20 protein-coding genes and 4 pseudogenes (1 of these 24 only partly in view) are annotated in these 23,827 nt (G+C 64.4%); 16 read left to right on the forward strand and 8 right to left on the reverse strand.

Features of this window, described 5'->3' with window-relative positions; translation table 11 throughout:
- Positions 1-4 precede the first annotated feature (4 nt).
- Positions 5-754, reverse strand: a complete 750-nt coding sequence (ubiG, locus tag HK436_RS11090) for a bifunctional 2-polyprenyl-6-hydroxyphenol methylase/3-demethylubiquinol 3-O-methyltransferase UbiG (protein WP_173189646.1) — start codon at positions 752-754, stop codon at positions 5-7.
- 198 nt (positions 755-952) lie between these two features.
- Between ubiG and HK436_RS11095 the strand changes: the two genes are divergently transcribed.
- From HK436_RS11095 to clpB, 8 genes are all read left to right on the forward strand, one after another.
- Entirely contained in the window at positions 953-1,879 is a 927-nt protein-coding gene (locus tag HK436_RS11095; protein ID WP_173189647.1) for an ABC transporter ATP-binding protein, read from the forward strand.
- Positions 1,876-2,637: an ABC transporter permease gene (locus tag HK436_RS11100; RefSeq protein WP_173189649.1), complete on the forward strand. Its 762-nt coding sequence runs from the start codon at positions 1,876-1,878 to the stop codon at positions 2,635-2,637. Before HK436_RS11095 ends, HK436_RS11100 begins: the two co-directional genes overlap by 4 nt.
- Positions 2,638-2,794: 157 nt before the next feature.
- Positions 2,795-4,069 (forward strand): aspartate kinase, encoded by a 1,275-nt coding sequence (locus HK436_RS11105; protein ID WP_173190116.1) that lies wholly within the window; start codon positions 2,795-2,797, stop codon positions 4,067-4,069.
- A gap of 98 nt (positions 4,070-4,167) precedes the next feature.
- A complete protein-coding gene (ptsP, locus tag HK436_RS11110) occupies positions 4,168-6,435 on the forward strand; it encodes a phosphoenolpyruvate--protein phosphotransferase (RefSeq protein ID WP_173189651.1) in 2,268 nt (755 codons plus the stop codon).
- Positions 6,436-6,446: 11 nt separating this feature from the next.
- Positions 6,447-7,523 carry a peptide chain release factor 1 gene (prfA, locus tag HK436_RS11115; RefSeq protein ID WP_173189653.1) on the forward strand — a complete coding sequence of 359 codons (1,077 nt, stop codon included), beginning with the start codon at positions 6,447-6,449 and terminating at the stop codon, positions 7,521-7,523.
- Between the two features lie 5 nt (positions 7,524-7,528).
- Positions 7,529-8,383, forward strand: coding sequence for a peptide chain release factor N(5)-glutamine methyltransferase (gene prmC / locus HK436_RS11120; RefSeq protein ID WP_173189655.1), 855 nt, complete (start codon positions 7,529-7,531; stop codon positions 8,381-8,383).
- 304 nt (positions 8,384-8,687) lie between these two features.
- Complete coding sequence (locus HK436_RS11125) at positions 8,688-9,335, forward strand: DUF4167 domain-containing protein (RefSeq protein ID WP_173189657.1); 648 nt, start codon at positions 8,688-8,690, stop codon at positions 9,333-9,335.
- Positions 9,336-9,556: 221 nt separating this feature from the next.
- Positions 9,557-12,163, forward strand: coding sequence for an ATP-dependent chaperone ClpB (clpB, locus tag HK436_RS11130; protein WP_173189659.1), 2,607 nt, complete (start codon positions 9,557-9,559; stop codon positions 12,161-12,163).
- Positions 12,164-12,254: 91 nt separating this feature from the next.
- Here clpB and HK436_RS11135 read toward each other — a convergent pair whose 3' ends face one another.
- Positions 12,255-13,169: a LysR family transcriptional regulator gene (locus HK436_RS11135; RefSeq protein ID WP_173189661.1), complete on the reverse strand. Its 915-nt coding sequence runs from the start codon at positions 13,167-13,169 to the stop codon at positions 12,255-12,257.
- A 105-nt stretch (positions 13,170-13,274) separates the two neighbouring features.
- Here HK436_RS11135 and HK436_RS11140 point away from each other — a divergent pair, with 105 nt between their 5' ends.
- Positions 13,275-13,889: a nitroreductase family protein gene (locus tag HK436_RS11140; protein ID WP_173189663.1), complete on the forward strand. Its 615-nt coding sequence runs from the start codon at positions 13,275-13,277 to the stop codon at positions 13,887-13,889.
- Positions 13,886-14,773: an EamA family transporter gene (locus HK436_RS11145; RefSeq protein WP_173189665.1), complete on the forward strand. Its 888-nt coding sequence runs from the start codon at positions 13,886-13,888 to the stop codon at positions 14,771-14,773. The genes HK436_RS11140 and HK436_RS11145 overlap by 4 nt, the downstream gene beginning before the upstream one ends.
- 62 nt (positions 14,774-14,835) lie before the next feature.
- On the opposite strand, the gene HK436_RS11150 is transcribed toward HK436_RS11145, so the two are convergent.
- The 5 genes and pseudogenes from HK436_RS11150 to HK436_RS11170 form a co-directional block, all read right to left on the reverse strand.
- Positions 14,836-15,027: a hypothetical protein gene (locus tag HK436_RS11150; protein ID WP_173189667.1), complete on the reverse strand. Its 192-nt coding sequence runs from the start codon at positions 15,025-15,027 to the stop codon at positions 14,836-14,838.
- Positions 15,028-15,070: 43 nt separating this feature from the next.
- Complete coding sequence (gene minE, locus HK436_RS11155; RefSeq protein WP_173189669.1) at positions 15,071-15,349, reverse strand: cell division topological specificity factor MinE; 279 nt, start codon at positions 15,347-15,349, stop codon at positions 15,071-15,073.
- Positions 15,346-16,160, reverse strand: a pseudogene (minD, locus tag HK436_RS11160) (septum site-determining protein MinD). Before minD ends, minE begins: the two are co-directional and overlap by 4 nt.
- Positions 16,161-16,194: 34 nt before the next feature.
- Entirely contained in the window at positions 16,195-16,929 is a 735-nt protein-coding gene (gene minC, locus HK436_RS11165) for a septum site-determining protein MinC (RefSeq protein ID WP_173189671.1), read from the reverse strand.
- Between the two features lie 124 nt (positions 16,930-17,053).
- Positions 17,054-18,031, reverse strand: coding sequence for a nucleoside recognition domain-containing protein (locus HK436_RS11170; protein WP_173189673.1), 978 nt, complete (start codon positions 18,029-18,031; stop codon positions 17,054-17,056).
- A 119-nt stretch (positions 18,032-18,150) separates the two neighbouring features.
- On the opposite strand from HK436_RS11170, the gene HK436_RS11175 reads away from it, so the two are divergent.
- From HK436_RS11175 to HK436_RS11195, 6 genes and pseudogenes are all read left to right on the forward strand, one after another.
- Positions 18,151-18,603 carry an Lrp/AsnC family transcriptional regulator gene (locus tag HK436_RS11175; RefSeq protein ID WP_173189675.1) on the forward strand — a complete coding sequence of 151 codons (453 nt, stop codon included), beginning with the start codon at positions 18,151-18,153 and terminating at the stop codon, positions 18,601-18,603.
- Between the two features lie 14 nt (positions 18,604-18,617).
- Complete coding sequence (locus HK436_RS11180) at positions 18,618-18,977, forward strand: MmcQ/YjbR family DNA-binding protein (RefSeq protein ID WP_173189677.1); 360 nt, start codon at positions 18,618-18,620, stop codon at positions 18,975-18,977.
- Between the two features lie 102 nt (positions 18,978-19,079).
- Positions 19,080-19,319 carry a hypothetical protein gene (locus tag HK436_RS11185; protein WP_173189679.1) on the forward strand — a complete coding sequence of 80 codons (240 nt, stop codon included), beginning with the start codon at positions 19,080-19,082 and terminating at the stop codon, positions 19,317-19,319.
- Positions 19,320-20,001: 682 nt separating this feature from the next.
- A pseudogene (locus HK436_RS33515) lies at positions 20,002-20,256 on the forward strand (L,D-transpeptidase family protein); the annotation flags it as partial.
- Between the two features lie 83 nt (positions 20,257-20,339).
- Complete coding sequence (locus HK436_RS33520; protein ID WP_376769143.1) at positions 20,340-20,513, forward strand: L,D-transpeptidase; 174 nt, start codon at positions 20,340-20,342, stop codon at positions 20,511-20,513.
- Positions 20,514-20,586: 73 nt separating this feature from the next.
- A pseudogene (locus HK436_RS11195) lies at positions 20,587-22,135 on the forward strand (MFS transporter).
- A gap of 342 nt (positions 22,136-22,477) precedes the next feature.
- On the opposite strand, the pseudogene HK436_RS11200 reads toward HK436_RS11195, so the two are convergent.
- Positions 22,478-23,827, reverse strand: a pseudogene (locus HK436_RS11200) (M23 family metallopeptidase); its annotated part runs 288 nt beyond the window's last position; the annotation flags it as partial.

The raw sequence follows: 23,827 nt of genomic DNA on the forward strand, positions 1-23,827 counted from the left end.
GACCCTACTGCGCCGTCTTCTCGGCTAGCACCATGTAGTTGACGTCCATGTCCTTCGAGCGCTGCCAGCGGTCGGAGAGGGGGTTGTAGGTCACGCCGGTGCGGTCGATCACCCCCATGCCGGCGGCGGTCAGCGCGCGTTCCAGCTCTTCCGGCCGCACCAGCTTGCCATATTGGTGGGTGCCGCGCGGCAGCCAGCGCAGCACGTATTCCGCGCCGACGATGGCCAGCCCCAGCGCCTTGAGCGTGCGGTTGATGGTGGCCACGAACATGATGCCGCCCGGCTTGACGAGATCGGCGCATTTGTCGACGAAAAAGTCGACGTCGGTGACGTGCTCGACCACTTCCATGTTGAGCACGACGTCGAACTGCTCGCCGGCATCCGCCAGAGCCTCGGCTGTGGTGGCACGATAGTCGATCGTCACGCCGCTTTCGGCCGCGTGCAGCTTCGCAACCTCGATATTGGTTTCCGACGCGTCCGCGCCGACTACCTCGGCCCCCAGCCGCGCCATCGGCTCGCACAGGAGCCCGCCGCCGCAACCGATGTCGAGGATGCGAAGGCCGCTGAAGGGCTTTGCGGCGCGGGGATCGCGGCCAAATCTGGTCGCCACATGATCGCGGATATAGGCGAGGCGGACGGGATTGAACTTGTGCAGCGGACGGAACTTGCCGTTGGGGTTCCACCATTCCTGCGCAAGCGCGGAGAAGCGCTCCACTTCGGCGGAATCAATGGTCGTTCGTCGGGCTTCTGGCATCGGTTGGTCTCCCTCTCGAGGCAATCAAGTCGGGCGCAAGGGCCAGAATGTCAAGCCGCGATGACGTCACGCAGGGGCTCCCGCCATATCCATGGCGGTTCATGTCAGTAGGGTGGCCGGGGCGTGCGGCGAAGGATTGCGCTCGCGCGGTACGAACCTATATGCGCAGTTCCCGCCTGCCTTATTTGAGGCTTTTTCATGACCGCCGCCGTTTCCATCACCAATCTTTCCAAGACCTATGCGACCGGTTTCACCGCGCTCAAAGGGGTCGACCTCGAAGTCCGCAAGGGCGAAATCTTCGCGCTGCTGGGGCCGAACGGCGCCGGCAAGACGACGCTGATCGGCATCGTCTGCGGCATCGTCAACGCCACCGGCGGCACGGTGCTCGTTTCAGGCCACGACGTCGTTTCCGAATACCGCAAGACGCGCTCGCTGATCGGCCTGGTGCCGCAGGAAGTGTCGATCGACGCGTTCGAGAGCGTGTGGAACACGGTTTCGTTCAGCCGTGGCCTGTTCGGCAAGGGGCCGAACCCGGCGCACATCGAAAAGGTGCTCAAGGCGCTGTCCCTGTGGGACAAGAAGGACGAGAAGGTACTCAACCTCTCCGGCGGCATGAAGCGGCGCGTGCTGATCGCCAAGGCGCTGTCGCACGAGCCCGAAATCCTGTTCCTCGACGAGCCGACGGCCGGCGTCGATGTCGAGCTGCGGCGCGACATGTGGGAAATGGTGCGCGGCCTGCGCGAGACCGGCGTCACCATCATTCTCACCACCCACTATATCGAGGAAGCCGAGGAGATGGCCGACCGCATCGGCGTCATCAATCATGGCGAGATCATCCTGGTGGAGGAGAAGCGCACGCTCATGCGCAATCTCGGCAAGAAGCAGCTTCGGCTTGAGCTCTTGTCTCCCGTCGATGCCCTCCCCGAGACGCTTGCCGGGCGCGGGCTGGAGCTCGCCGACGGCGGCGCCACGCTTGTCTATTCCTACGACACCCACGGCGAGCGCACCGGCATAACCGCGCTCTTGGGCGACCTCAATCAGGCCGGCCTGCGCTTCCGCGATCTGGAGACGCGCCAGAGCTCGCTCGAGGAAATCTTCGTCAATCTGGTGAAGGAGCGGGCATGAACCTGCACGCCGTCAAGTCGATCTACATGTTCGAGATGGCGCGGACGTTCCGCACCGTCATGCAGTCGATCATCTCTCCGGTCATCTCGACCTCGCTCTATTTCGTCGTGTTCGGGGCGGCCATCGGCTCGCGCATCGAGCAGATCGGCGGCGTCAGCTACGGCGCCTTCATCGTGCCCGGCCTCATCATGATGTCGCTGCTGACGCTGTCGATCTCCAACGCGTCCTTCGGCATCTATTTCCCGAAATTCACCGGCACCATCTACGAGGTGCTGTCGGCGCCGATCTCTTATGGCGAGATCGTGCTCGCCTATGTGGGGGCGGCGGCTACCAAGTCGATCATGATCGGGCTGGTGATCCTGGCCACCGCCGCGTTCTTTGTCGATCTGCGCATCGAACATCCGTTCATGATGCTGCTTTTCCTGGTGCTGACGGCCGTCACCTTCTCGCTGTTCGGTTTCATCATCGGCATCTGGGCCGACGGGTTCGAGAAGCTGCAGATCGTGCCGCTGCTGATCGTCATGCCGCTCGCTTTCCTTGGCGGCACCTTCTATTCGATCGACATGCTGCCGCCCGTCTGGCAGACGATTTCGCTCGGCAATCCGGTGGTCTATCTCGTCAGCGGCTTCCGCTGGAGCTTCATCGGCACGTCGGACGTCAATATCGGCATCAGCCTGGCGATGACGCTGTTCTTCCTCGTCGCATGCCTCGCGATCGTCGCGTGGATATTCCGGACCGGATACAAGCTGAAGACCTGATCGGCCGCCGCCGCTCCAAGGGGCGGCATGTCCTTGCGCGGCAACCCGCTTTTCGCTATGGAACGCGCGCACTTCCAGCCCTTCGTTTCCGGGGCTCTCATCTTGACGGCGAGGGGCATTGCCGCCCCGCGTCACTTCGCAGGGACTGATCGCTTCCATGGCGCGCATCGTGATGAAATTCGGCGGGACTTCGGTCGCCGACATCGCCCGCATCCGCAACGTGGCGCGGCACGTCAAACGCGAGGTGGAGGCCGGCCATGAGGTCGCGGTGGTCGTGTCGGCGATGTCCGGCAAGACCAACGAGCTCGTCGGCTGGGTCAAGGATGCCTCGAAGGCCGAGGGCTCCAACTTCAACATCTACGATGCGCGCGAATACGACACCGTGGTCGCTTCCGGCGAGCAGGTCACGTCGGGCTTGCTGGCGCTCGTGCTGCAGTCGATGGGCGTGCATGCGCGCTCGTGGCAGGGCTGGCAGATCCCGATCAGGACCGACAACGCGCATGGTGCTGCCCGCATCGCCGACATCGACGGGTCGTTCCTCGTCCAGCGCTTCGGCGAGGGACAGGTGGCCGTCATCGCCGGCTTCCAGGGCATCGGCCCCGACAACCGCATCGCGACGCTGGGGCGCGGCGGGTCCGACACCAGCGCCGTGGCGATCGCGGCGGCGGTGAAAGCCGACCGCTGCGACATCTACACCGACGTCGACGGCGTCTATACGACCGACCCGCGCATCGAGCCCAAGGCCCGGAGGCTTGCCAGGATCTCCTTCGAGGAGATGCTTGAAATGGCCTCGCTCGGCGCCAAGGTGCTGCAGGTGCGGTCGGTCGAACTGGCGATGGTGCACAAGGTGCGCACCTTCGTGCGGTCTTCCTTCGAGGATCCGGACGCGCCTGGAATGGGCGATTTCGACAATCCGCCCGGAACCCTCATTTGTGACGAGGATGAAATCGTGGAACAGCAGGTCGTCACCGGTATCGCCTACGCCAAGGACGAAGCGCAAATCTCGCTGCGACGGGTCTCCGACCGTCCGGGTGTCGCCGCCGGCATCTTCGGGCCGCTGGCCGAGGCCGGCATCAATGTCGACATGATCGTCCAGAACATCTCCGAGGACGGCTCGTTCACCGACATGACCTTCACGGTACCGTCCGCCGATGTCGGCAAATCGCTTTCCGTGCTCGAAAAGGTCAAGGAAACGATCGGCTACGACGCCGTGCAGCACGACGACGGCATGTCCAAGGTCTCCGTCATCGGCATCGGCATGAGAAGCCATGCCGGTGTCGCCGCTACCGCCTTCAAGGCGCTGTCGGAAAAGGGCATCAACATCCGTGCCATCACCACGTCCGAGATCAAGATCTCGATCCTGATCGACGGTCCTTATACGGAACTCGCCGTTCGCACTTTGCATTCCGTCTACGGTCTCGATAAGCAGTAGACGACGATACACCCCGGCACCGCGTGTCGGGACGGCGGCCCCTGGCGGGGCAGGTGCCGTCTTCGCGGAGTCGGTCCGGCGTTGGAGAGAGAAGCCCGATGCGTGACACGGCCGCAGGCCCACGCCTATTGCTGAGACGGCTTCGCGAGCTCATGGCGGAAGCTCTCGAGCCGCAGGCCAGGCTTGACCGCATCGTGCACCACATCGCCCAGAACATGGTCGCTGAGGTCTGCTCTCTTTACGTGCTGCGGGCCGATTCGGTTCTCGAGCTATACGCCACCGAGGGCCTGAACCCGGGATCGGTCCATCTGGCGCAGCTTCGCCTCGGGCAGGGCCTCGTCGGCACCATTGCCGCGAGCGCGCGGCCACTCAACCTGCCGGAAGCGCAGAAGCATCCCGCCTTCGCCTATCTGCCGGAGACCGGGGAGGAGATCTACAACTCCTTCCTTGGCGTGCCGGTTCTGCGCGCCGGCCGCACGCTCGGCGTGCTGGTGGTACAGAACCGGACGATGCGCCAGTACCGCGAGGACGAGGTCGAAGCGCTGGAAACCACCGCCATGGTGATCGCCGAGATGATCGCCACCGGCGACCTGTCGCGGTTGACCCGGCCGGGCCTCGAACTCGACCTGTCACGACCGGTTACCATCAACGGCATGTCCTTCAACGAAGGCGTCGGCCTGGGCCACGTCGTACTGCACGAGCCGCGCATCGTCGTCACCAACCTGTTCAACGAGGACAGCGACGAAGAACTGCGGCGTCTGGAGACCGCGCTCGGTTCGCTGCGGCTTTCCATCGACGACATGCTGTCACGCCGCGAGGTGGCTTTCGAGGGCGAGCACCGCGAGGTGCTGGAAGCCTATCGCATGTTCGCCAACGATCGCGGCTGGGTGCGCCGGCTGGAAGAGGCGATCCGCAATGGCCTGACGGCGGAAGCCGCGGTCGAGAAGGTGCAGAGCGACATGCGCGCGCGAATGCTGCACATGACCGATCCCTATCTGCGCGAGCGGATGAGCGACTTCGACGATCTCGCGAATCGCCTGCTGCGCATGCTGCTCGGCCACGGCCCGGAGGCGATGGCCAACGCGCTGCCGCGCGATGCGATCGTGGTGGCACGCACCATGGGAGCAGCCGAACTGCTCGACTATCCGCGCGAGAAGCTGCGTGGCCTAGTGCTCGAGGACGGGGCGGTCACCAGCCATGTCGTCATCGTTGCCCGTGCCATGGGTATTCCCGTCACCGGCCAGATGAAGGGCGCCGTCTCCATGTCGGAGAATGGCGACGCGATCATCGTGGATGGCGATGACGGTGTCATCCATCTGCGGCCACAGTCCGACGTCGAGGCGGCCTATGCGGAGAAGGTCAGGTTCCGCGCCCGCCGGCAGGAGCTCTACCGCGAACTGCGCGGCAAGCCTTCAGTGACGAAGGACGGTGTGCAGATCGACCTGATGATGAATGCTGGCCTTGCCGTCGACCTGCCGCAACTGTCGGATTCAGGCGCGGCCGGCATCGGCCTGTTCCGCACCGAGCTGCAGTTCATGGTGGCGTCCACATTCCCGCGCGCCGAGGCGCAGGAGCGGCTCTATCGCGATGTTCTAGAGGCAGCGGACGGCAAGCCGGTGACTTTCCGCACCATCGACATCGGCGGCGACAAGGTGCTGCCCTATTTCAAGGGCGTTGGCCAGGAGGAGAACCCGGCGCTCGGATGGCGCGCGGTGCGCCTGACGCTCGACCGTCCCGGGCTGCGCACCCAGATGCGCGCTTTGCTGAAGGCCGCCGGCGGCCGTGAGCTGCGCGTGATGCTGCCGATGGTGACCGAGATTTCGGAGATCAGGCAGGCGCGGGAGATCATCGACAGAGAAGTGCGGCACCTGTCGCGCTTCGCGCATCATCTGCCCACCAAGCTCAAGCTCGGCGCGATGATCGAGGTGCCGTCGCTGATGTGGCAGCTCGAGGAGCTGATGAGCGTCGTCGATTTCGTCTCGGTCGGCTCCAACGACCTGTTCCAGTTCGTCACGGCCACCGACCGTGGCAACACCCAGCTTGCCGGCAGGTTCGAGCCGATTTCGGTTCCGTTCCTGCGCCTGCTGCGCCAGATCGCCGAAGCCGGCAACAGGACCGGCACGTCGGTGACGCTCTGTGGCGAGCTTGCCGGTCGGCCGATCTCGGCGATGGCGCTGCTCGGGGCCGGCTACCGTTCCATCTCCATGTCTCCGGCGGCGATCGGTCCGGTGAAGGCGATGCTGATCGAGCTGCCGCTCGAGCGCCTGACCCGACTGATGAACGAGACGCTCGACGCTCATTCCAGCGAGGCGGACGTGCGCGCCATGCTGCACGCCTTCGCGGCCGAGCACGACATTCCTCTTTGACGAGTACCCACATGATCGAACTGCCGCGCGACCGGATGGACCAGGTCCTGAAACGCTTTGAAATGCTCGAAGCGCAGATGGCCGCCGGGCCGGATCCGGACGCCTATGTGAAGATGGCGTCGGAATATTCCGATCTGGAGGAGATGGCGCAAAAGATCAGGGCGCTGCGCGCGGCGGAAGCCGAATTTGCCGATCTCGAGGCGATGCTGTCAGACAAGTCCACCGATGCCGAGATGCGCGAACTCGCCGAAGCCGAGCAGCCCGAGATCGAGGCGCGGATCGAGGCGCTGCAAAAGGACATCCAGATCCTGCTGCTGCCGAAGGACGCGGCAGACGAAAGAAGCGCGATCCTGGAAATCCGCGCCGGCACGGGCGGCGACGAGGCGGCGCTGTTTGCCGGCGATCTCTACCGCATGTACGAGCGCTACGCCGCCTCGCGCGGCTGGCGGTTCGAGCTGGTTTCGGCGAACGAGGGCGAAGTCGGCGGCTTCAAGGAGGCGATCGCCACCGTTTCGGGCAAGGGCGTCTTCGCGCACCTGAAGTTCGAATCCGGCGTGCATCGTGTGCAGCGCGTGCCGGAAACCGAGGGTGGCGGGCGCATCCATACATCGGCAGCCACGGTCGCGGTGCTGCCGGAGGCCGAGGACGTCGACATCGACATTCGCAACGAGGACATCCGCATCGACACGATGCGTGCCTCGGGGGCGGGCGGGCAGCACGTCAACACCACGGATTCGGCGGTGCGCATCACCCATATCCCGACCGGCATCATGGTCGTCTCGGCCGAGAAGTCGCAGCACCAGAACCGGGCGCGCGCCATGCAGATCCTGCGGGCGAGGCTCTACGACATGGAGCGCGAGAAGGCCGCGGGCGAACGGTCCGAGGCGCGCCGGCTTCAAGTCGGCTCGGGCGACCGCTCGGAGCGTATCCGTACCTACAATTTCCCGCAGGGCCGCGTTACCGACCACCGCATCAACCTGACGCTCTACAAGCTGGACCGGGTGATGGAGGGCGAGCTCGACGAAATCGTCGACGCGCTGATCGCCGACCACCAGTCTAGGCTGCTTTCGGAGATGGGGCAGGATTGACCGGCATGGCGACGCTCGGCCCGCTGCTGCGGCATGTCCGGACGTCCCTGGAGCAGGCCGGAAAGCCCGAGGCCGCGCTCGACGCTCGCGTGCTGGTCGAGCATTTCACCGGCACCAGCCGGACCGATGCGATCACCGATCCCCAGCGTTCTGTGTCCGAGGACCACGCCGAAGCGGTCCTCGCGGCACTGGCGCGGCGGATCGGTGGCGAGCCGGTTCACCGCATCATCGGCGCGCGCGAATTCTACGGCATGCGGCTGACGCTGTCTCCGGGCACGCTGGAGCCGCGCCCCGATACCGAAGCGCTGGTCGATCTTGTCCTGCCCTTCGTGCGAGCCGCCGCAGACCGGCACGGGACTTGTCAGATACTTGACCTCGGCACCGGAACCGGCGCGATCGCGCTGGCGCTGCTGTCTCAGGAGCCTCGCGCGCAGGCGGTCGGCGCGGATATTTCCGGCGATGCGCTTGCAACCGCCGCAATCAATGCCGATATGACCGGCAACACCGGACGTTTCCAGGCGGTGCGCTCGCACTGGTACAGCGAGATCGAGGGGCGGTTTCACATCATCGTCTCAAATCCGCCTTACATAACGTCCAAGGATGTATTGTCGTTGGAGCGCGAGGTGCGGGACCATGATCCGCTTGCCGCGCTCGATGGAGGGCCGGATGGCCTGGCGGCATATCGCGTGATCGCCGCGGGCGCGGCTCAATATCTGGAAGAGGGCGGCATTGCCGCTGTCGAGATCGGGCATGACCAGAGCGACGCGGTTAGCGGAATTTTCGCGGCTGCGGGCTTCCGTTCGGCGGGCCGGGCGCAAGACCTCGGCGGTGTGGTGCGAGCCCTTGCGTTCAGCCGTTAGAGCCGGACTGGCGCAGTGCAGAAAACGCTTGGCAAGGATGGATATTGCGGATAGTTTCCGGCTACCGGATGAGACGAAGCAGGCAGTGCTGTTATCGATTCGGTTCCCAGGGAACAAGCTGCCTTCTTGCGTAAACGACGCCTCAAGCTTCGTGCGGGGATCGTCCGGCAACTGACATGGATCGGGACAGGGATCGACGTGGCGGCGGCGCGAACCTAGCGGCTGATCGCCAACACCAAACCTGAAGACGGCGGCTCCGTCCGCGTCTCCGGAACGGACAGCATTCTCAACAGAAGAGAGAAGAATGAGGCCACAGCAGAACAGGCGCATGCGCGGACGCGGCGGGAACGGCAACAATCCCAACCGTAAAGGTCCCAATCCGCTGACCCGCAGCTATGAAAGCAACGGGCCGGACGTCAAGATCAGGGGCTCCGCGCAGCAGATCGCGGAGAAGTACACCACGCTGGCGCGTGACGCGCAGAGCGCAGGTGACCGGGTGATGGCGGAAAACTATCTGCAGCACGCCGAGCATTACAACCGCATCATCATGGCTGCGCAGGAAAACATGCCGCAGCAGCAGATGCGCAACCAGCGCGACGAGGATGACGAGGACGAGGAGGGCAACGGCTCTTCCGCCAACGAGCAGCCCACGCAGCCGCATCAGCACAACCAGCAACAGAATCATAACCAGAACCGCAACAACGGCTCCGGTCCGCAGCCGGTGATCGAGGGCGTTCCCGCCGAGGTCGCGTTGAAGCAGGGTGGTGGTTCGGAAGCGTCCGCCGAGGCCGCGCCGGAAGGCGAGACCAAGGGCGAGGAAGCGTCTGCCGAGGCTGCGCCACGCAAGCCGCGCCGTCCACGCCGTCCCCGCGTGAAAGCCGGCGAAGAGGGCGCGCCGAACGGCGACCAGCCTGCTGGTAGCGACGAACCCGTCACCGAAGCCGCGCAATAGGCGCGCCTTGCGATGACGAACGATGAAACGGCGGGCTTGTCCCGCCGTTTTTCGTTTGCGACCCCGCGTTGCGATCTTGAGGTCATGGGAAAACATACCCATATCCGCTAAAGCTGGACCTGCCGCAGCGGTCTTTGACATTGGTCATTGTCCAAGGGGGTCCGTCACCTGAATACTGACCCGGTGCCGCGAAGCGGGCCGGCGAGGGAATGGAGACGCTTATGAACATCGAGAAATACTCCGAGCGCGTTCGGGGCTTCATCCAGTCTGCCCAGACGATGGCCCTTTCGCGCAGCCACCAGCAGTTTACGCCCGAGCACATTCTCAAGGTCCTCATCGATGATGAGGAAGGCCTTGCAGCGTCGCTGATCGAGAGCGCCGGCGGGCGCCCGCGCGACGCCAGGCTCGGCGTCGATGCCGCGCTCGAGGCAATGCCGAAGGTCGAGGGCGGCAACGGCCAGCTCTACCTTGCGCAGCCGCTTGCCAAGGTGTTTTCCACCGCCGAGGACCTCGCCAAGAAAGCCGGCGACAGCTTCGTCACGGTCGAGCGCCTGCTGCAGGCTCTGGCGATGGAAAAATCCGCGAAGACCGCCGACATTCTCGCCAAGGCCGGCGTAACGCCGACCGCGCTCAACCAGGCCATCAACGATGTCCGCAAGGGCCGCACGGCCGATTCGGCGTCCGCCGAGCAGGCTTATGACGCATTGAAGAAATATGCGCGCGACCTGACGGCCGACGCGCGCGCCGGCAAGCTCGACCCGGTCATTGGCCGTGACGACGAGATCCGCCGTACGATCCAGGTTCTGTCGCGGCGCACCAAGAACAACCCGGTTCTGATCGGCGAGCCCGGCGTCGGCAAGACGGCGATCGCCGAAGGCCTTGCGCTGCGCATCGTCAATGGCGACGTCCCCGAATCGCTGAAGGACAAGCAGTTGATGGCGCTCGACATGGGCGCGCTGATTGCGGGCGCTAAATATCGCGGCGAGTTCGAGGAGCGGCTGAAGGCCGTCCTCAACGAAGTCACGGCAGCCAACGGCAACATCATCCTGTTCATCGACGAGATGCATACGCTTGTCGGCGCCGGCAAGGCCGACGGTGCGATGGACGCCTCCAACCTGCTCAAGCCGGCGCTGGCGCGCGGCGAGCTGCACTGCGTCGGCGCGACCACGCTCGACGAGTACCGCAAGCATGTCGAGAAGGATGCCGCGCTTGCACGCCGCTTCCAGCCCGTCTTCGTCGACGAGCCGACGGTCGAGGACACGGTGTCGATTCTGCGCGGGCTGAAAGAGAAGTACGAGCAGCACCACAAGGTGCGCGTATCCGATTCCGCGCTGGTTTCTGCGGCGACCCTCTCCAACCGCTACATCACCGACCGCTTCCTGCCCGACAAGGCCATCGACCTCGTCGACGAAGCGGCCTCGCGGCTGCGCATGCAGGTCGATTCGAAGCCGGAAGAGCTCGACGAACTCGATCGCCGCATAATGCAGCTCAAGATCGAACGCGAGGCGCTGAAGGTCGAGAAGGACGAGGCGTCGAAGGACCGGCTTGTCCGCCTTGAGAAGGAACTGACCGACATCGAGGAGCAGTCGACCTCGCTGACGGCGAAGTGGCAGGCCGAGAAGGAAAAACTCGGTCTGGCTGCCGACCTCAAGAAGCAGCTCGACGAGGCGCGCAACGAACTGGCGAGCGCCCAGCGCAAGGGCGAGTTCGCCAAGGCGGGCGAGCTTGCCTATGGCCGCATCCCCGACCTCGAGAAGAAGCTGGTGGAAGCCGAATCGGCCGAGGCGCAGGGCTCGATGGTCGAGGAGACCGTCACGCCCGCCCATATCGCGCATATCGTGTCGCGCTGGACCGGTATTCCGGTCGACAAGATGCTCGAGGGCGAGCGCGAGAAGCTGCTGCGCATGGAAGACGAGCTCGCAAAGCGCGTCGTCGGCCAGGGCGAGGCGGTTCAGGCCGTGTCCAAGGCGGTGCGCCGGGCGCGCGCGGGCCTGCAGGACCCCAACCGGCCAATCGGCTCGTTCATGTTCCTCGGGCCCACCGGCGTCGGCAAGACCGAGCTCACCAAGGCTCTCGCGAACTTCCTGTTCGACGATGAGAGCGCGATGGTTCGCATCGACATGTCGGAGTTCATGGAGAAGCACTCGGTCGCCCGGCTGATCGGCGCGCCTCCCGGCTATGTCGGCTACGAGGAGGGCGGTGCGCTGACCGAAGCCGTGCGCCGCAGGCCCTATCAGGTCGTGCTGTTCGACGAGGTCGAGAAAGCGCACCCGGATGTCTTCAACGTGCTCCTGCAGGTGCTCGATGACGGTCGCCTGACCGACGGTCAGGGCCGCACAGTCGACTTCCGCAACACGCTGATCATCATGACGTCGAATCTCGGCGCCGATTTCCTGGTCTCGCTGGGCGAGAACGAGGACGTCGACAAGGTCCGCGACGAGGTCATGGGCGTGGTGCGGGCGTCGTTCCGGCCGGAGTTCCTCAACCGCGTAGACGAGGTGATTCTGTTCCACCGGTTGCGCAGGCAGGACATGGGGCAGATCGTGGCGATCCAGCTCAAGCGGCTGGAGGCGCTGCTGGCCGATCGCAAGATCGAGCTCGACCTCGACGCCGACGCGATCGAGTGGCTGGCCAACAAGGGTTACGACCCTGCCTACGGCGCTCGCCCGCTCAAGCGCGTAATCCAGAAGGAGCTTCAGGACCCGCTGGCCGAGAAGATCCTGATGGGCGAAATCCTCGACGGCTCGACCGTCAAGATCACGGCCGGTTCCGACCGGCTCAACTTTCGTGCCAAGCCGCGCGTGGTGGAAGACGCCGAGGCGGCATAAGCGACACGAAATCGAAACCAGAAAGGGCCGGTCATCTGACCGGCCCTTTTCTCGTCTGGGCTTCACGATTGCAGGCCGGATTTGCGGCACATCACCGATCGGTTGTTGTCTTGCGTGGTTCAGCGTTGAACTCCTCTACGAGGAAATCGAGAAACACGCGGATCTTCGGGGCGATGTGCTGTCGTGACGGGTAGATGGCGTAGAGCGTGGTCTCCACAGTCTTCCAATCGTCCAGCACCGTTTGCAGCCGGCCGGCCGCGGTGTCCGCCTCGACATAGGGGCGGGGTATCAGGCTCAGCCCGAAGCCGGCCCGTAGCGCGTCGCGCACGGCGAGGCTCGACGTCACTGAATAGCGGCTTTCGACGGAAACGCGCTCCGTCTTTCCGTTTCTGGTGAATTCCCACACATCGGCGTGGCCGGAGAGGCTGAACCGGACGCAGCTATGCGCGCGCAGTTCGGCTGGCGTGGCTGGCACTCCGCGCTCGGCGAAATAGGACGGTGCGGCGCAGACGACATGGGGCATGACACCGAGCTTTCGCGCGATCAGGCTCGAATCCTCGAGATTGTCGCTGCCGCGAATCGCCATGTCGAACCCGTCCCGGATGAGGTCGACCCGCCTGTCATCCAGGTGCAGGTCGAGTTTCAGGTCGGGATAGCGTGAGAGGAAGGCGGGGACGGCGGTTGACAGCCGGGTCAGCGTCACCGTCATCGGCGCGCTTACCCGCAGCGTGCCGCCCGGTTCCGACTTGATCGGACAAAGCGCCCGGTCGGCTTGGGCCAGCGCGTCGAGGGCGCGCTCGGCATGTTCGAGGTAAATCCTGCCTTCCTCGGTAAGCGCCATACGGCGCGTCGTGCGGTTGATGAGCCGCGCACCGAGATGCGCTTCAAGCTCGGCAATGTTCTTGCTGACTGCTGGCGCAGACAGGCCAAGGCTCTTGCCTGCCTGCGAGAAACTGTTCAGTTCCGCCACCTGACGGAATACCTGCATGGCCGTGAGCCGGTCCATCCGATATTTTCCTCACTGTGAATTATATGTTGCTATTTGCGATTATTATCATTCCTTGGTGAATTGAATAGGTGTTGTCCAAGCAACCCATTGCCTGGAGACACCATGACCAATCCGACCCTCGCCCTGATCGAAAAACGCGTATCGGCGAATCTCTTCGACGATACCCACACGCTCTCGGACCGGGAAATCGAAGAACTCATTCGGCTCGCGACGCGCGCGCCATCCGCCTACAACCTGCAGAACTGGCGCTTCATCGCCGTGCGGACGCCTGAGAGCAAGGCGCGGCTGCGCGCGCTGGCCTATGGCCAGGCCAAGGTGGAGCAGGCCGCGGTGACCTTCATCGTCTGCGGCACGCTGCCGGACCATGCGGCGGTGCCCGTCCGTCTGCGTCCCTTCGTGGAGGCCGGTTTCATGCCGTCCGACATGGTATCGGGCTGGCTGGAAGGCGCGCGCGGCCAGTATGCCGATCCGCAGTTGGCGCGCGACGAGGCGGTGCGCTCGGCAACGCTGGGTGCTGCGACGCTGATCTATGCGGCCGAAGCGCTAGATCTCGCCTCGGGTCCGATGGTCGGCTTCGATGCCGGTGGGGTCGCGCGCGCCTTCGGCCTTGCGGCCGATGAGGTTCCGGTCATGCTGGTCGCCGTGGGGCGTGCAGCGCCCGGCAACTGGCCGCAGAAGCCGCGGCGCCCGCTCATCGACGTTCTGGAAATCTCATGAAAACGCCCGGCTCCGACCTGCTTTTCACCGCGGTCACCCCGATCGTCTGGGGCAGTACCTATATCGTTACCTCGCAGTTTCTGCCGGAATTCTCGCCGATGACGGTGGCGATGCTGCGCGCTCTGCCGGCCGGACTGTTGCTGCTTCTCATCGTGCGCCAACTGCCGGAAGGCATCTGGTGGGCGCGTGCCTTTCTGCTCGGTGCGCTCAACATCTCGTTGTTTCTCAGCCTGCTTTTCGTTGCAGCCTACAGGTTGCCGGGCGGCGTCGCCGCGACGGTCCTGTCCGTGCAGCCGCTGATCGTCATCTTCGTTGCAAGGCTGCTGCTCGGCAGTCCGATCCGCGCGCTGGCGGTTCTGGCGGCAGGCGCCGGTGTGGCCGGTGTGGCTCTGCTCGTGCTGTCGCCCGGTGCCGCGCTCGATCCGCTGGGCGTCGCTGCGGGGCTGGCCGGTGGCCTCTCCATGGCGTTCGGCACGGTGCTCAGCCGCAAATGGCAGCCGCCGGTTTCGCCGCTCGCGTTCACTGGCTGGCAGTTGACGGCCGGCGGCCTGCTGTTGGTTCCCGTGGTTCTGGCCTTCGAGCCGCCGATGCCCTTGCTAACGCCCACCAACCTGCTGGCGCTTGGCTGGCTCGGGCTGATCGGCGCAGCGCTGACCTATGTGCTGTGGTTCCGCGGGATTGCCCGACTACCGTCGGCTGTCGTGTCGTCGCTGCTGTTCCTCAGCCCGCTGACGGCCGTGGTGCTCGGATGGTTGTTCCTGGGACAGGCGCTAAGCGTGCCGCAGATGGCCGGCTTCGTCCTCGTCATCGGCAGCATCTGGCTAGTCCAGCGTGCCGAAGGCATCACGCCGCCGTCGTCACGCATTGCGGAAAAGGCTGCATGAAGCCGGCACCTGAAAAGACGAAGCCCCCGCGCATGGCGGGGGCCTTTCCGTGGGCTTAGGCTTCAGGCTCTGCCGGCGATGCCGGTGTTGCCGGCGAGGCGCGAGGTCGCGCCGGCCGCCTGTTCGCAGAGTTCGAGATGCTTCGCCAGGGCCTCGTTCGACAGCACCGCGCTGATCGTGGTGATGTCGCGCCCCTGATACCTAGGCATCTGCTGGACTTCCTTCAGTCTTTCGAGAAGTGCTAGCCGGGTCATGATGGCCCTCCTTTGCTGATGTGACAGGGGTTGCGGCGGCCGGTCAGGCCGCCTTCTTGCGTGTGCCCTTGCCTGCCTCGAACGGTATCTCGATGTCGACGGCAAGGGTGGAGACCTGGGCGCCGCGCTCCATCTTCACGCTGACCTTCTCGTCGTCGATCTTCATGTGCTTGGAGATCACGGCGAGGATTTCGTCGCGCAGCTTGTTGACGAGGTCGGAGCCGCCGGTGGATGCGCGCTCGTGGGCGAGCAGCACCTGCAGGCGCTCGCGCGCGGCCGGCGCCGATTCCGGTGAACGGGAAAAGAAACGAAGCAGGTTCATGCCGCCTTCCTTCCGAAGATCTTGCCGAAGAAGCCCCGCTTCTCGCCCGGAACGGTAATCGGCAGCGCATCACCCTTGAGCCTGCGTGCTGCCTCGAAATAGGCCCGCGCCGGCGCGCTGGCGCCGTCTGCGAGGGTGACCGGCGAGCCGAGGTTGGAGGCGCGCAGCACGTCCATGCTCTCCGGCACGATGCCCAGCAGCGGGATCGACAGGATTTCGAGGACGTCGTCGACCTTGAGCATGTCGCCGCGCTCTGCGCGCGCCGGCTCGTAGCGGGTCAGAAGCAGGTGCTTTTCCATGCGCTCGCCCTTTTCCGCCTTCACGGTCTTGGAATCGAGCAGGCCGATGATGCGATCCGAATCGCGCACCGAGGAGACTTCCGGATTGGTCACGACGATGGCGACGTCGGCATGGCGCATGGCCAGCGTCGCGCCGCTCTCGATGCCGGCGGGGCTGTCGCAGATCACCCAGTCGAAGGCGGTCTTCAGCGCCGCGACGACCTTCTCGACACCCTCGGGCGTCAGGTTGTCCTTGTCGCGCGTCTGGGAGGCCGGCAGCAGGTAGAGCGTTTCGACACGCTTGTCGCGGATCAGCGCCTGGGTGAGCTTGGCCTCCCCTGGATCACGTTGACGAGGTCGTAGACCACGCGCCGCTCGGCGCCCATGACGAGATCGAGATTGCGCAGGCCCACATCGAAGTCCACGACCACGACCTTGTCGCCGTTCTGCGCAAGCGCGGCGCCTAGCGCGGCGGTGGAGGTCGTCTTGCCGACGCCGCCCTTGCCCGATGTGACCACGATTACCTTGCCCATTGACCTCTCCTGTTCTTCTGGGACGCGCCCCGGCTCAGCCGAGAATTCCGGTATTGACCTTTTCGCCATCGAGCCAGATCTGCACGGCCCGCCCGCGCAGGTCCGGCTCCATGTCCTCGGCCGTCTTGTAGAAGCCATCGATGGCGATCAGCTCGGCTTCGAGCTTGCTGCAGAAAATGCGCGCCGCACCGTCACCGCGGGTGCCAGCCATCGCGCGTCCGCGCAGCGTGCCGTAGACGTGGATCGAACCGCCGGCGACGACTTCCGCGCCGGATGCGACCGAGCCCACGATCGTCACGTCGCCTTCGGGAAAGAAGATCGACTGGCCCGAACGGACCGGCTCTGTCACCACGATCGACGGCACGACGCTTCCGCTCAAAGGCTGGGCGGGCGCCGCTTCCAGCTGAGCCGCAGCCTCCTCAACCTCGTCACCGTCCGGTTCTTCGAAGTCCGATGCAGGCCGACCGTCGGTCATGGCAGGCGGCATGTCCGATCCCAGCATGGACGGGCGCGCGCCCTCGATGCCCATGATGCGCACGTTGCGCTTGCTGAGTTCCTCGATCAGCTCGCGCAGCTCAGCCCGGTTCGTGTCGAGCCCGTCGACGTCGAGCACCACGGGGCGGCGCAGGAAGAAACCTGCGGATCGCGCGGCGAGATCGTCGAGCCGTGCGAGCCAGTCCTCGAAGGGCAGCTCCGGGGTCAGCGCGAGGGCAAGGAAGGACCGCCCCTTGAGGCGGATAGGCCTGGGTTGAGTTAACACGTTGGTCATCTTGGTAAATTTTCGGTTGACCCGATCTACCGAAAAAATGGTTAACAAGTGGTAAACACAACCGCTCCCAGTGGGGCGCGGCTGAAAATGTGATCGGCTGTAATATGGCCGGTTCGCCGCGTGATTACCGGCCTTCTGGAATCGTCTTCGTCGCCCGGAATGCCCACGTAAAGAAGGTCTCGTCGGAAAGGCTTCTGAGAAGGGCGGCAATCAGGGCTGTTGCCGCCACCGCGAAAGCCAGCCTGCCGAACAGAACACTGCTCATGTCCGCGCCGAGCGCCATTACGACCAGCGTGTCCTCGATGATACTGTGGGCAAACCCCATGAAAACGCAGGACAGAAAGACCTGGCGCGGCGGTACTGCGCCCGACCGCGCCTCGCGAATCAACAGACCGCCTCCATAGGAAATTCCGAGAAACAGGCCGACCGCGGTGAAGTGCCCGGCTTCCTCACGTATGCCGGCCAGCCGCAGCAGGGGCGCGAGCCCCTTCATCATGAGTTTCAGGATGCCGGTGACGCGCAGGATCTCCAGGCCCCACGACAGGACCAGTAGGATGACGAGCATGGTGATCATCATCTCGAGCAGGCCGACGAAGAAGCCGGGCCAATCCTGTGTCGCGCTCATCGGGATCAGGGCCGGGTTCACCGGTGCCGAAAGCCAGCCGGTGGCTGCAAACAGACGATGAAGGATGAATGCGTAGAGCACGCCGCCCGCGATGCGGAGCAGTGTGGTCGCGATCATGCCGGGACCGGCCTTCTGGATGATCTTCTGCTCGATCGGCAGACCATGCGCGAATAGGAGCAGTGCGGAGAAGATGGTCACATCCGCCACGCTCAACGACGACACCGGAACAAGCGTGAAGACCAGGGGAATGGCGCCCCATATGCCGACCAGCATCCCGCTGAGCCATGCCAATCCCAGTTCCGGCGGCATGCCGACGATTGCCATCACTGGCGCGAATGCAGGTGCAACGGCCTCGACGACACCCATGCGCGACAGGACTTCCGCGGCGATCGTGATCGGAACCATGATCCGCGCGAGCACCCAATAGATTTCGAGGGTTTCGCGCGTTTTGCGCAGAGCGGTGGTTAAGACGGGCATTCGAGGGGCTCCTGTTGCCTTTGCCCTGATCTGCTAGCGGAATCGGTTTCGCATTTGTGGTCAAAGATTGCATTTGTGTGCAATTTTATTGCACTCTTTGTTCATCAAGGAACCTGCGCATGGACCGGATCGACAAAAAGCTTCTGAACCTCCTGCAACGCGACGCCTCGAGGACAAATGTGGACATGGCCGAAGAGGTCGGCCTGTCCCCGTCCAGTTGCCTGCGCAGGCTTCGGCGGCTTCGCAAGACGGGCGTCATCGACCGCATCGTGGCTATCCTGAACCCCGCCCGGGCCGGCCGCGTGCTAAAGGCTCTGGTCACGGTCGAGCTCAAGCTTCATGGCGAGCAGCACATGCGCCGCTTTCTCGACCTGGCGACGGCCGAGGAAGCCGTCTCGCAGGCCTATGCGGTGACAGGCGAGACAGATGTCGTGCTGATGCTGCGCCTGCGCGACATGGACGAGTACGACGCGCTTTGCGACAGGCTCTTCCGTGACAGGACCAACGTGGCCCGCTTCTTCACCATGGTGGTGATCCGCACCGCCAAGGACGAGACGGCTATTCAACTCTAGAGACGGCTTGGATCATGACCCTCGACGACTACAACGAATTCTGTGGTTCACTGCCGTACACCACGCATGTGGTGCAGTGGGGCGGCGCCCATGTCTGGAAGGTCGCCGGCAAGGTCTTTGCGATTGCCGGCTGGAGCGACGGCGGTACGCTCGGCGTAACCTTCAAGGTTTCGGAGGTGGGGTTCGACATCTTGCGCGAGCAGCCCGGTTTGCGGCCGGCACCTTATCTTGCCTCGCGCGGCATGACATGGATCCAGTGCGTTGGCGACGAATCGATGGACGATGCGGCCCTTGCTGATTATCTGCGCGAGAGCCACAGGCTGATCGCGTCGAAGTTGTCGCTGAAGCAGCGGCGAATGCTCGGTTTTGACTGATTATCGGTCCCGATGTGCCATGCGATCGCCATCTTCATGTCCCGTTCATGTCGCATCGTCGAAGGATATAAGCCTGATTGCGGGTATGCGGGACAAAAGGGAATGAACGGCAGACTTCTTTCATTGGCAGCGGTGATGGTTCTTGGGCTATCGGCGGAAGCGGCGGCGCAGGCCCGCGAAGTCGAGATCTTTTACGATCGCTACGGCCGCGAGGTGATGCTGGATCCTTATACCGGCGAGGTGCTCGGCGTGCGTGAGCCACGGGATTCGCTCCCTCGCTACGAGGACGAGCCAGCCTATCGTCCGCGTTATGATGATGAACCGGTTTCGGCCGCGTTATGACGATTATCCGCGACGCGATCCCTATGATGCGCGCGCGCGCCGCGAGGAGCGGATGCGGGAGCTGGGCCGCGAGCCTTTCCCCTCGGTGGACCCGCTGCCCGAATATCGCGACTACCGCGCTTTGCCCGCGCCGGACGATCGCGAAAGTGAATTCGCGCGCGAGCAGCCGGGCTACGGACAACCCCGGCCCGGCGTACCCGAGCGCGAGCAGGTTGAGCGCGCGCCGCTCGACCGGTCGCCATCGATTGTCACCGTTCCCGATTCGCAGCAGCCGGGCACGACCATCGAAGGACCGCCGCAACAGGGAACGATTCCCGACGTGACGGAGCAGCCCGAGATCGCGCGTTCAGGCGCCACGGAAGAGATCGCCAAGATTCAGGTGCTTCTCGACCGGGTTGGGGCGTCGCCCGGCGTGATCGACGGCCGCATCGGCGACAACGTCAACAAGGCGATCGCCGCCTATCGCGAGCTGACGGGAGAAACGCTTCGCACTTACGATGTCGATTATGTCGAAGCGCAGCTTCAGGCGACCGGCGGCGATGCTTTCACCACCTATGAGATCACGTCGGTTGACGTGGCCGGCCCGTTCGTCGCGTCGATCCCAACCGACTACGCCGAGAAGGCGCAGATGGAACGTATGGGTTTCGTCTCGGTGGCCGAGATGCTGGCCGAGCGTTTCCACATGGACGAGAAATATCTGCGTGCGCTCAATCCCGGTGTCGCGTTCGACCGGCCCGGCACGATCATCAAGGTCGTCAACACCGGCAAGCTTCGCACTGGCACGGTCACGCGCATCATCGCCGACAAGGGCAAACGTCAGGTGCGGGCCTATGGCGAGGATGGCAGCCTGATCGCCATCTATCCCTCGACGATCGGCTCCGCAGCGACGCCGTCGCCCACGGGCACGCATTCGGTGGAGCGGATCGCGACCGATCCCGAATATACCTACAATCCCAAGATCAACTTCCAGCAGGGCAACAACACGAGCGTGCTGAGGATTCCGCCCGGGCCGAACGGCCGGTGGGCACGATCTGGATCGCGCTGTCGAAGCCGACCTATGGGATCCATGGCACGCCGGACCCTTCCAAGATCGGCAAGACCGAATCGAACGGCTGCATCCGCCTGACCAACTGGGACGCGCAGGAACTGGCGAAGATGGTCAAGGTCGGCGCGAGCGTCGAATTCGTGGAGTAGGTCAGTCGCGGGTGCCGTGTTTGGCGTCGCCCGAACGATTGTCGAGCCCAGCCAACTCGATTAGCAATGGGCGATGCAGTCACCCTGCGAAGCCGGAAGCGAGCCCGCCCCACAATCCGTTCCGCACACCAACGGAACGTTTTGCCCGCAGTCGCGCCGGCGGTATGTGCTCATCTCGGCTATCCTTGCTTCTGCACTGGGTTTCATCGACGGTTCCGTCGTCTCCATCGCCCTGCCGGCTATCCGCGCCGATCTTGGCGCCTCGCTTGTCGATGCGCAGTGGATTTCCAACGCTTATGCGTTGACGCTATCTGCCCTGATTCTCGTCGGGGGCGCCGCCGGTGACCGGTTCGGCATGCGTCGCGCATTCATCGCGGGCATCAGCTTCTTCATCGCGACGTCGCTGCTGTGCGCCTTCGCGCCCAACGCGCCGTTTCTGATCGGCGCGCGAGCCTTGCAAGGCGTCGGAGCGGCGCTGATGGTGCCGGGTAGCCTCGCCATTATCGCCAAGGCCTATCCGAAGGCGGAACGTGGCCGTGCAATCGGCATCTGGGCTGCCGCCTCGGCACTGACGACCGCGCTTGGACCGGTGGTCGGCGGGATGGTGCTTTCGGCGTTCGACGATTCGGTCTGGCGTGCGATCTTCGCGGTGAACCTGCCGCTGGGCGGGCTGGCCATCTTTCTGTTGATCGCAAAGGTCCCAGACGATTCGCCGGCCGAAAAGCGCAAGCTCGACATTGGCGGCGCCGCGCTGGCGACCGTGGCGCTCGGCAGTCTCGCTTATGGACTGACCTCCGGAGCAAGCGGAGCCGGTCCGGTTGCGTTCATCGCAGCGGGCCTTTTCGCTCTGGCGGTCTTCCTGTGGTGGGAGGCGAGGGCGGAGGCGCCGATGATGAAGCTTTCGCTGTTTTCCATTGCCGCCTTTTCCGGCGCCAACGCCGCCACTTTCTGCCTGTATTTCGCCCTGTCGGGGATCCTGTTTTTCCTGCCGATGCTGCTGATTGCGGGGTGGGGTGTCGACGAGGCACAGACTGGCTTCATCTTCCTGCCGCTCTCCGCAGCGATTGCGCTGCTTTCAGGCTTCGTCGGCAGGCTGGCCGACCGGATCGGCCCGCGCGTGCCCATTGCCGGCGGCAGCCTGGTCGTGGCGCTGGCGTTTGCCGGCCTTGCCTTGCTGGTCGGTTCAGGCATCCGGCACTTCTGGACCGGGGTCTTTCCATTGATGGTTCTGATGGGGCTTGGCATGGCGCTGGTTGTCTCGCCGCTGTCGAGCGCGGTGATGACCGCGTGAAGACGACGATACGGGCGCTGCCTCCGGCATCAACAATGCGGTCTCGCGAATCGCAGGCCTGGTGGCCGTCGCGGTACTGGGCGTCGTCGTTGCGGGACGGTATGCGGCTGTGCTCGACGGAGCGCCGGACATGCCGGGCTTCGGTGAGCCGGGCAACCTGCCTGGCGATGCCGAGGCGTTGAGGATTGCCGCAAGCGATGCGGCATTCGCGGCGGTCGCATGGGTTACGGCGGCCCTCAGCCTTGCGGCGGCATTGATCGCCTGGGCGACGACGCCGGGAGCGGGTGACGCGGCGCAGGCCAACGATATTCATGAAAAGGTTGCGGCGTAAGACCCGGAACGGCGCGGCCGTCAGCCGCCGTTGTTGTCTGCGCTCGCCATCTTCAGCGCGGGTGTTTCCTGCTCTTTTAGCAGGTCGTCGATACGTTCGCGCTCCTGCAGGAACACTTCCAGCTCCTCGCCCTTGAGGGCGCGCTCGACGGGCAGGCGCACACGCATCGGGTCGACCTTGGTGCCGTTGACCATCAATTCGTAGTGCAGATGGTTGCCGCTGGAGAGACCTGTGGAACCGACATAGCCGATGACCTGGCCCTGACGAACCCGCCCCCTCGACCACGCCCTCGGCGATCGCGCTCTGGTGGCTGTAAGACGTCTTGTAACCGTTTGCGTGACGAATCACGGTCTGCCGCCCGTAGCCGCCGGTCCAGCCGGCCTGCTCTACCAAGCCGTTGCCCGACGCGATGATCGGCGTGCCGCGCGGTGCAGCCCAGTCGACACCGGTATGCATGCGCGTGTAGCCGAGAATCGGGTGGCGGCGACCGCCAAAGCCCGAGGTGAAGCGGCCGTTGGGGACGGGGTTGCGGAGCAGGAACTGGCGGGCGCTGCGGCCTTCCTCGTCGAAATAGTCGACGACGCCGTCCTCCATCTGGAAACGATAGAAGGTGCGGGTGTGTCCACCGAAGGTCGCCTGCACGTAAAGCAGTTGCGAATCTTCGGTCGCCTGGTCTTCGGTGTCGGGCTGGGAGAAGAAGACCTCGATCTCGTCGGCCGGATTCAGCTTGGCCTGGAAATCGACGTCGGATGCGAGGAGCTGGATGAGCTGGCGCGTCATCGGCCTCGACATGCCGTAGGAGAATGCCGCGCGATAGATGCCGTCATATACGGTCGGCAGGTCGCCACGCGGGCGGATCACTGCCGGCTCAAGATCGAACGCGGCCAGCACCGCCGGGTTGGGTTCCGGTTCGCTACCCTTCACATATTGCCGTTTGTCGTTCAGCGCGATGGTCAGGATATGGCGGCGGCCATCATAGAGGCTTGCACGAACGATCCGGCTCAGGTCCTCACGCGTTTCGATGCCGAGGCGCAGCAAGTGGCCTTCGCCGACATCCTCGCTCTTCAGCAGCGTTGCGAAGGCCGATGCCATGCCTTCCGCATCAGGTCCGGTATACCCTGCTTCCTCCAACGCCTCTGTGAGCTTTCGCTCGGCGGGGAAGAGGACCATATCCTCGGCATAGCTGTCGGCCGTCCCGCCTTCCGTATCGCGTGTCGCGACCGACACGTTCTCGGGCACGATCCGGATGCCGAACGAAGCGCCGAGCGTGCGGGTCACCGGCGTTTCGCCGAAACGCTGTGGATCGACGTAGTGCAGCGCGGCGACCTGCACGTCGCCGTCGGTCAGGATCGCGCTTGTGTTGCGCACCACGCCTTCGACCTCGTCGGCAGACAGCGCGCTGCTCTCGTCGAAGGCGGCGGTCTGGATCGGGAAGTCGACAGTTCGGAGGCTCACCTCGCTCTCGACCTTGGCACCATAGATGACGCCTGTGGCCATGCTGGCGCTCGCCTGGGCGGCGCCATCTTCGGCAAACACCTCGAGCGGGTCGAAAGGCGGATAGCTGCGGTTCGTCGTGTGACCGGCTGCCAGCGCCATCTTCACCTGGACGAAGGGAACCATGCGTACCACGTCGCGATCGCCCGAGCGCGTCATGGTGGAAACTTCCATGCGACGCTTGTCGCTGGTGTTGCC

It is taken from the genome of Neoaquamicrobium sediminum, assembly GCF_013240295.1.
GTDB classification, from domain to species: Bacteria; Pseudomonadota; Alphaproteobacteria; order Rhizobiales; family Rhizobiaceae; genus Aerobium; species Aerobium sediminum.

Excerpts from the sequence above, each read along its gene's own strand:
- ubiG (WP_173189646.1), bottom strand. The coding sequence starts at position 754 with ATGCCAGAAGCCCGACGAACGACCATTGATTCCGCCGAAGTGGAGCGC.
- HK436_RS11095 (WP_173189647.1), top strand. The coding sequence starts at position 953 with ATGACCGCCGCCGTTTCCATCACCAATCTTTCCAAGACCTATGCGACC.
- HK436_RS11100 (WP_173189649.1), top strand. The coding sequence starts at position 1,876 with ATGAACCTGCACGCCGTCAAGTCGATCTACATGTTCGAGATGGCGCGG.
- HK436_RS11105 (WP_173190116.1), top strand. The coding sequence starts at position 2,795 with ATGGCGCGCATCGTGATGAAATTCGGCGGGACTTCGGTCGCCGACATC.
- ptsP (WP_173189651.1), top strand. The coding sequence starts at position 4,168 with ATGCGTGACACGGCCGCAGGCCCACGCCTATTGCTGAGACGGCTTCGC.
- prfA (WP_173189653.1), top strand. The coding sequence starts at position 6,447 with ATGATCGAACTGCCGCGCGACCGGATGGACCAGGTCCTGAAACGCTTT.
- prmC (WP_173189655.1), top strand. The coding sequence starts at position 7,529 with ATGGCGACGCTCGGCCCGCTGCTGCGGCATGTCCGGACGTCCCTGGAG.
- HK436_RS11125 (WP_173189657.1), top strand. The coding sequence starts at position 8,688 with ATGAGGCCACAGCAGAACAGGCGCATGCGCGGACGCGGCGGGAACGGC.
- clpB (WP_173189659.1), top strand. The coding sequence starts at position 9,557 with ATGAACATCGAGAAATACTCCGAGCGCGTTCGGGGCTTCATCCAGTCT.
- HK436_RS11135 (WP_173189661.1), bottom strand. The coding sequence starts at position 13,169 with ATGGACCGGCTCACGGCCATGCAGGTATTCCGTCAGGTGGCGGAACTG.
- HK436_RS11140 (WP_173189663.1), top strand. The coding sequence starts at position 13,275 with ATGACCAATCCGACCCTCGCCCTGATCGAAAAACGCGTATCGGCGAAT.
- HK436_RS11145 (WP_173189665.1), top strand. The coding sequence starts at position 13,886 with ATGAAAACGCCCGGCTCCGACCTGCTTTTCACCGCGGTCACCCCGATC.
- HK436_RS11150 (WP_173189667.1), bottom strand. The coding sequence starts at position 15,027 with ATGACCCGGCTAGCACTTCTCGAAAGACTGAAGGAAGTCCAGCAGATG.
- minE (WP_173189669.1), bottom strand. The coding sequence starts at position 15,349 with ATGAACCTGCTTCGTTTCTTTTCCCGTTCACCGGAATCGGCGCCGGCC.
- minC (WP_173189671.1), bottom strand. The coding sequence starts at position 16,929 with ATGACCAACGTGTTAACTCAACCCAGGCCTATCCGCCTCAAGGGGCGG.
- HK436_RS11170 (WP_173189673.1), bottom strand. The coding sequence starts at position 18,031 with ATGCCCGTCTTAACCACCGCTCTGCGCAAAACGCGCGAAACCCTCGAA.
- HK436_RS11175 (WP_173189675.1), top strand. The coding sequence starts at position 18,151 with ATGGACCGGATCGACAAAAAGCTTCTGAACCTCCTGCAACGCGACGCC.
- HK436_RS11180 (WP_173189677.1), top strand. The coding sequence starts at position 18,618 with ATGACCCTCGACGACTACAACGAATTCTGTGGTTCACTGCCGTACACC.
- HK436_RS11185 (WP_173189679.1), top strand. The coding sequence starts at position 19,080 with ATGAACGGCAGACTTCTTTCATTGGCAGCGGTGATGGTTCTTGGGCTA.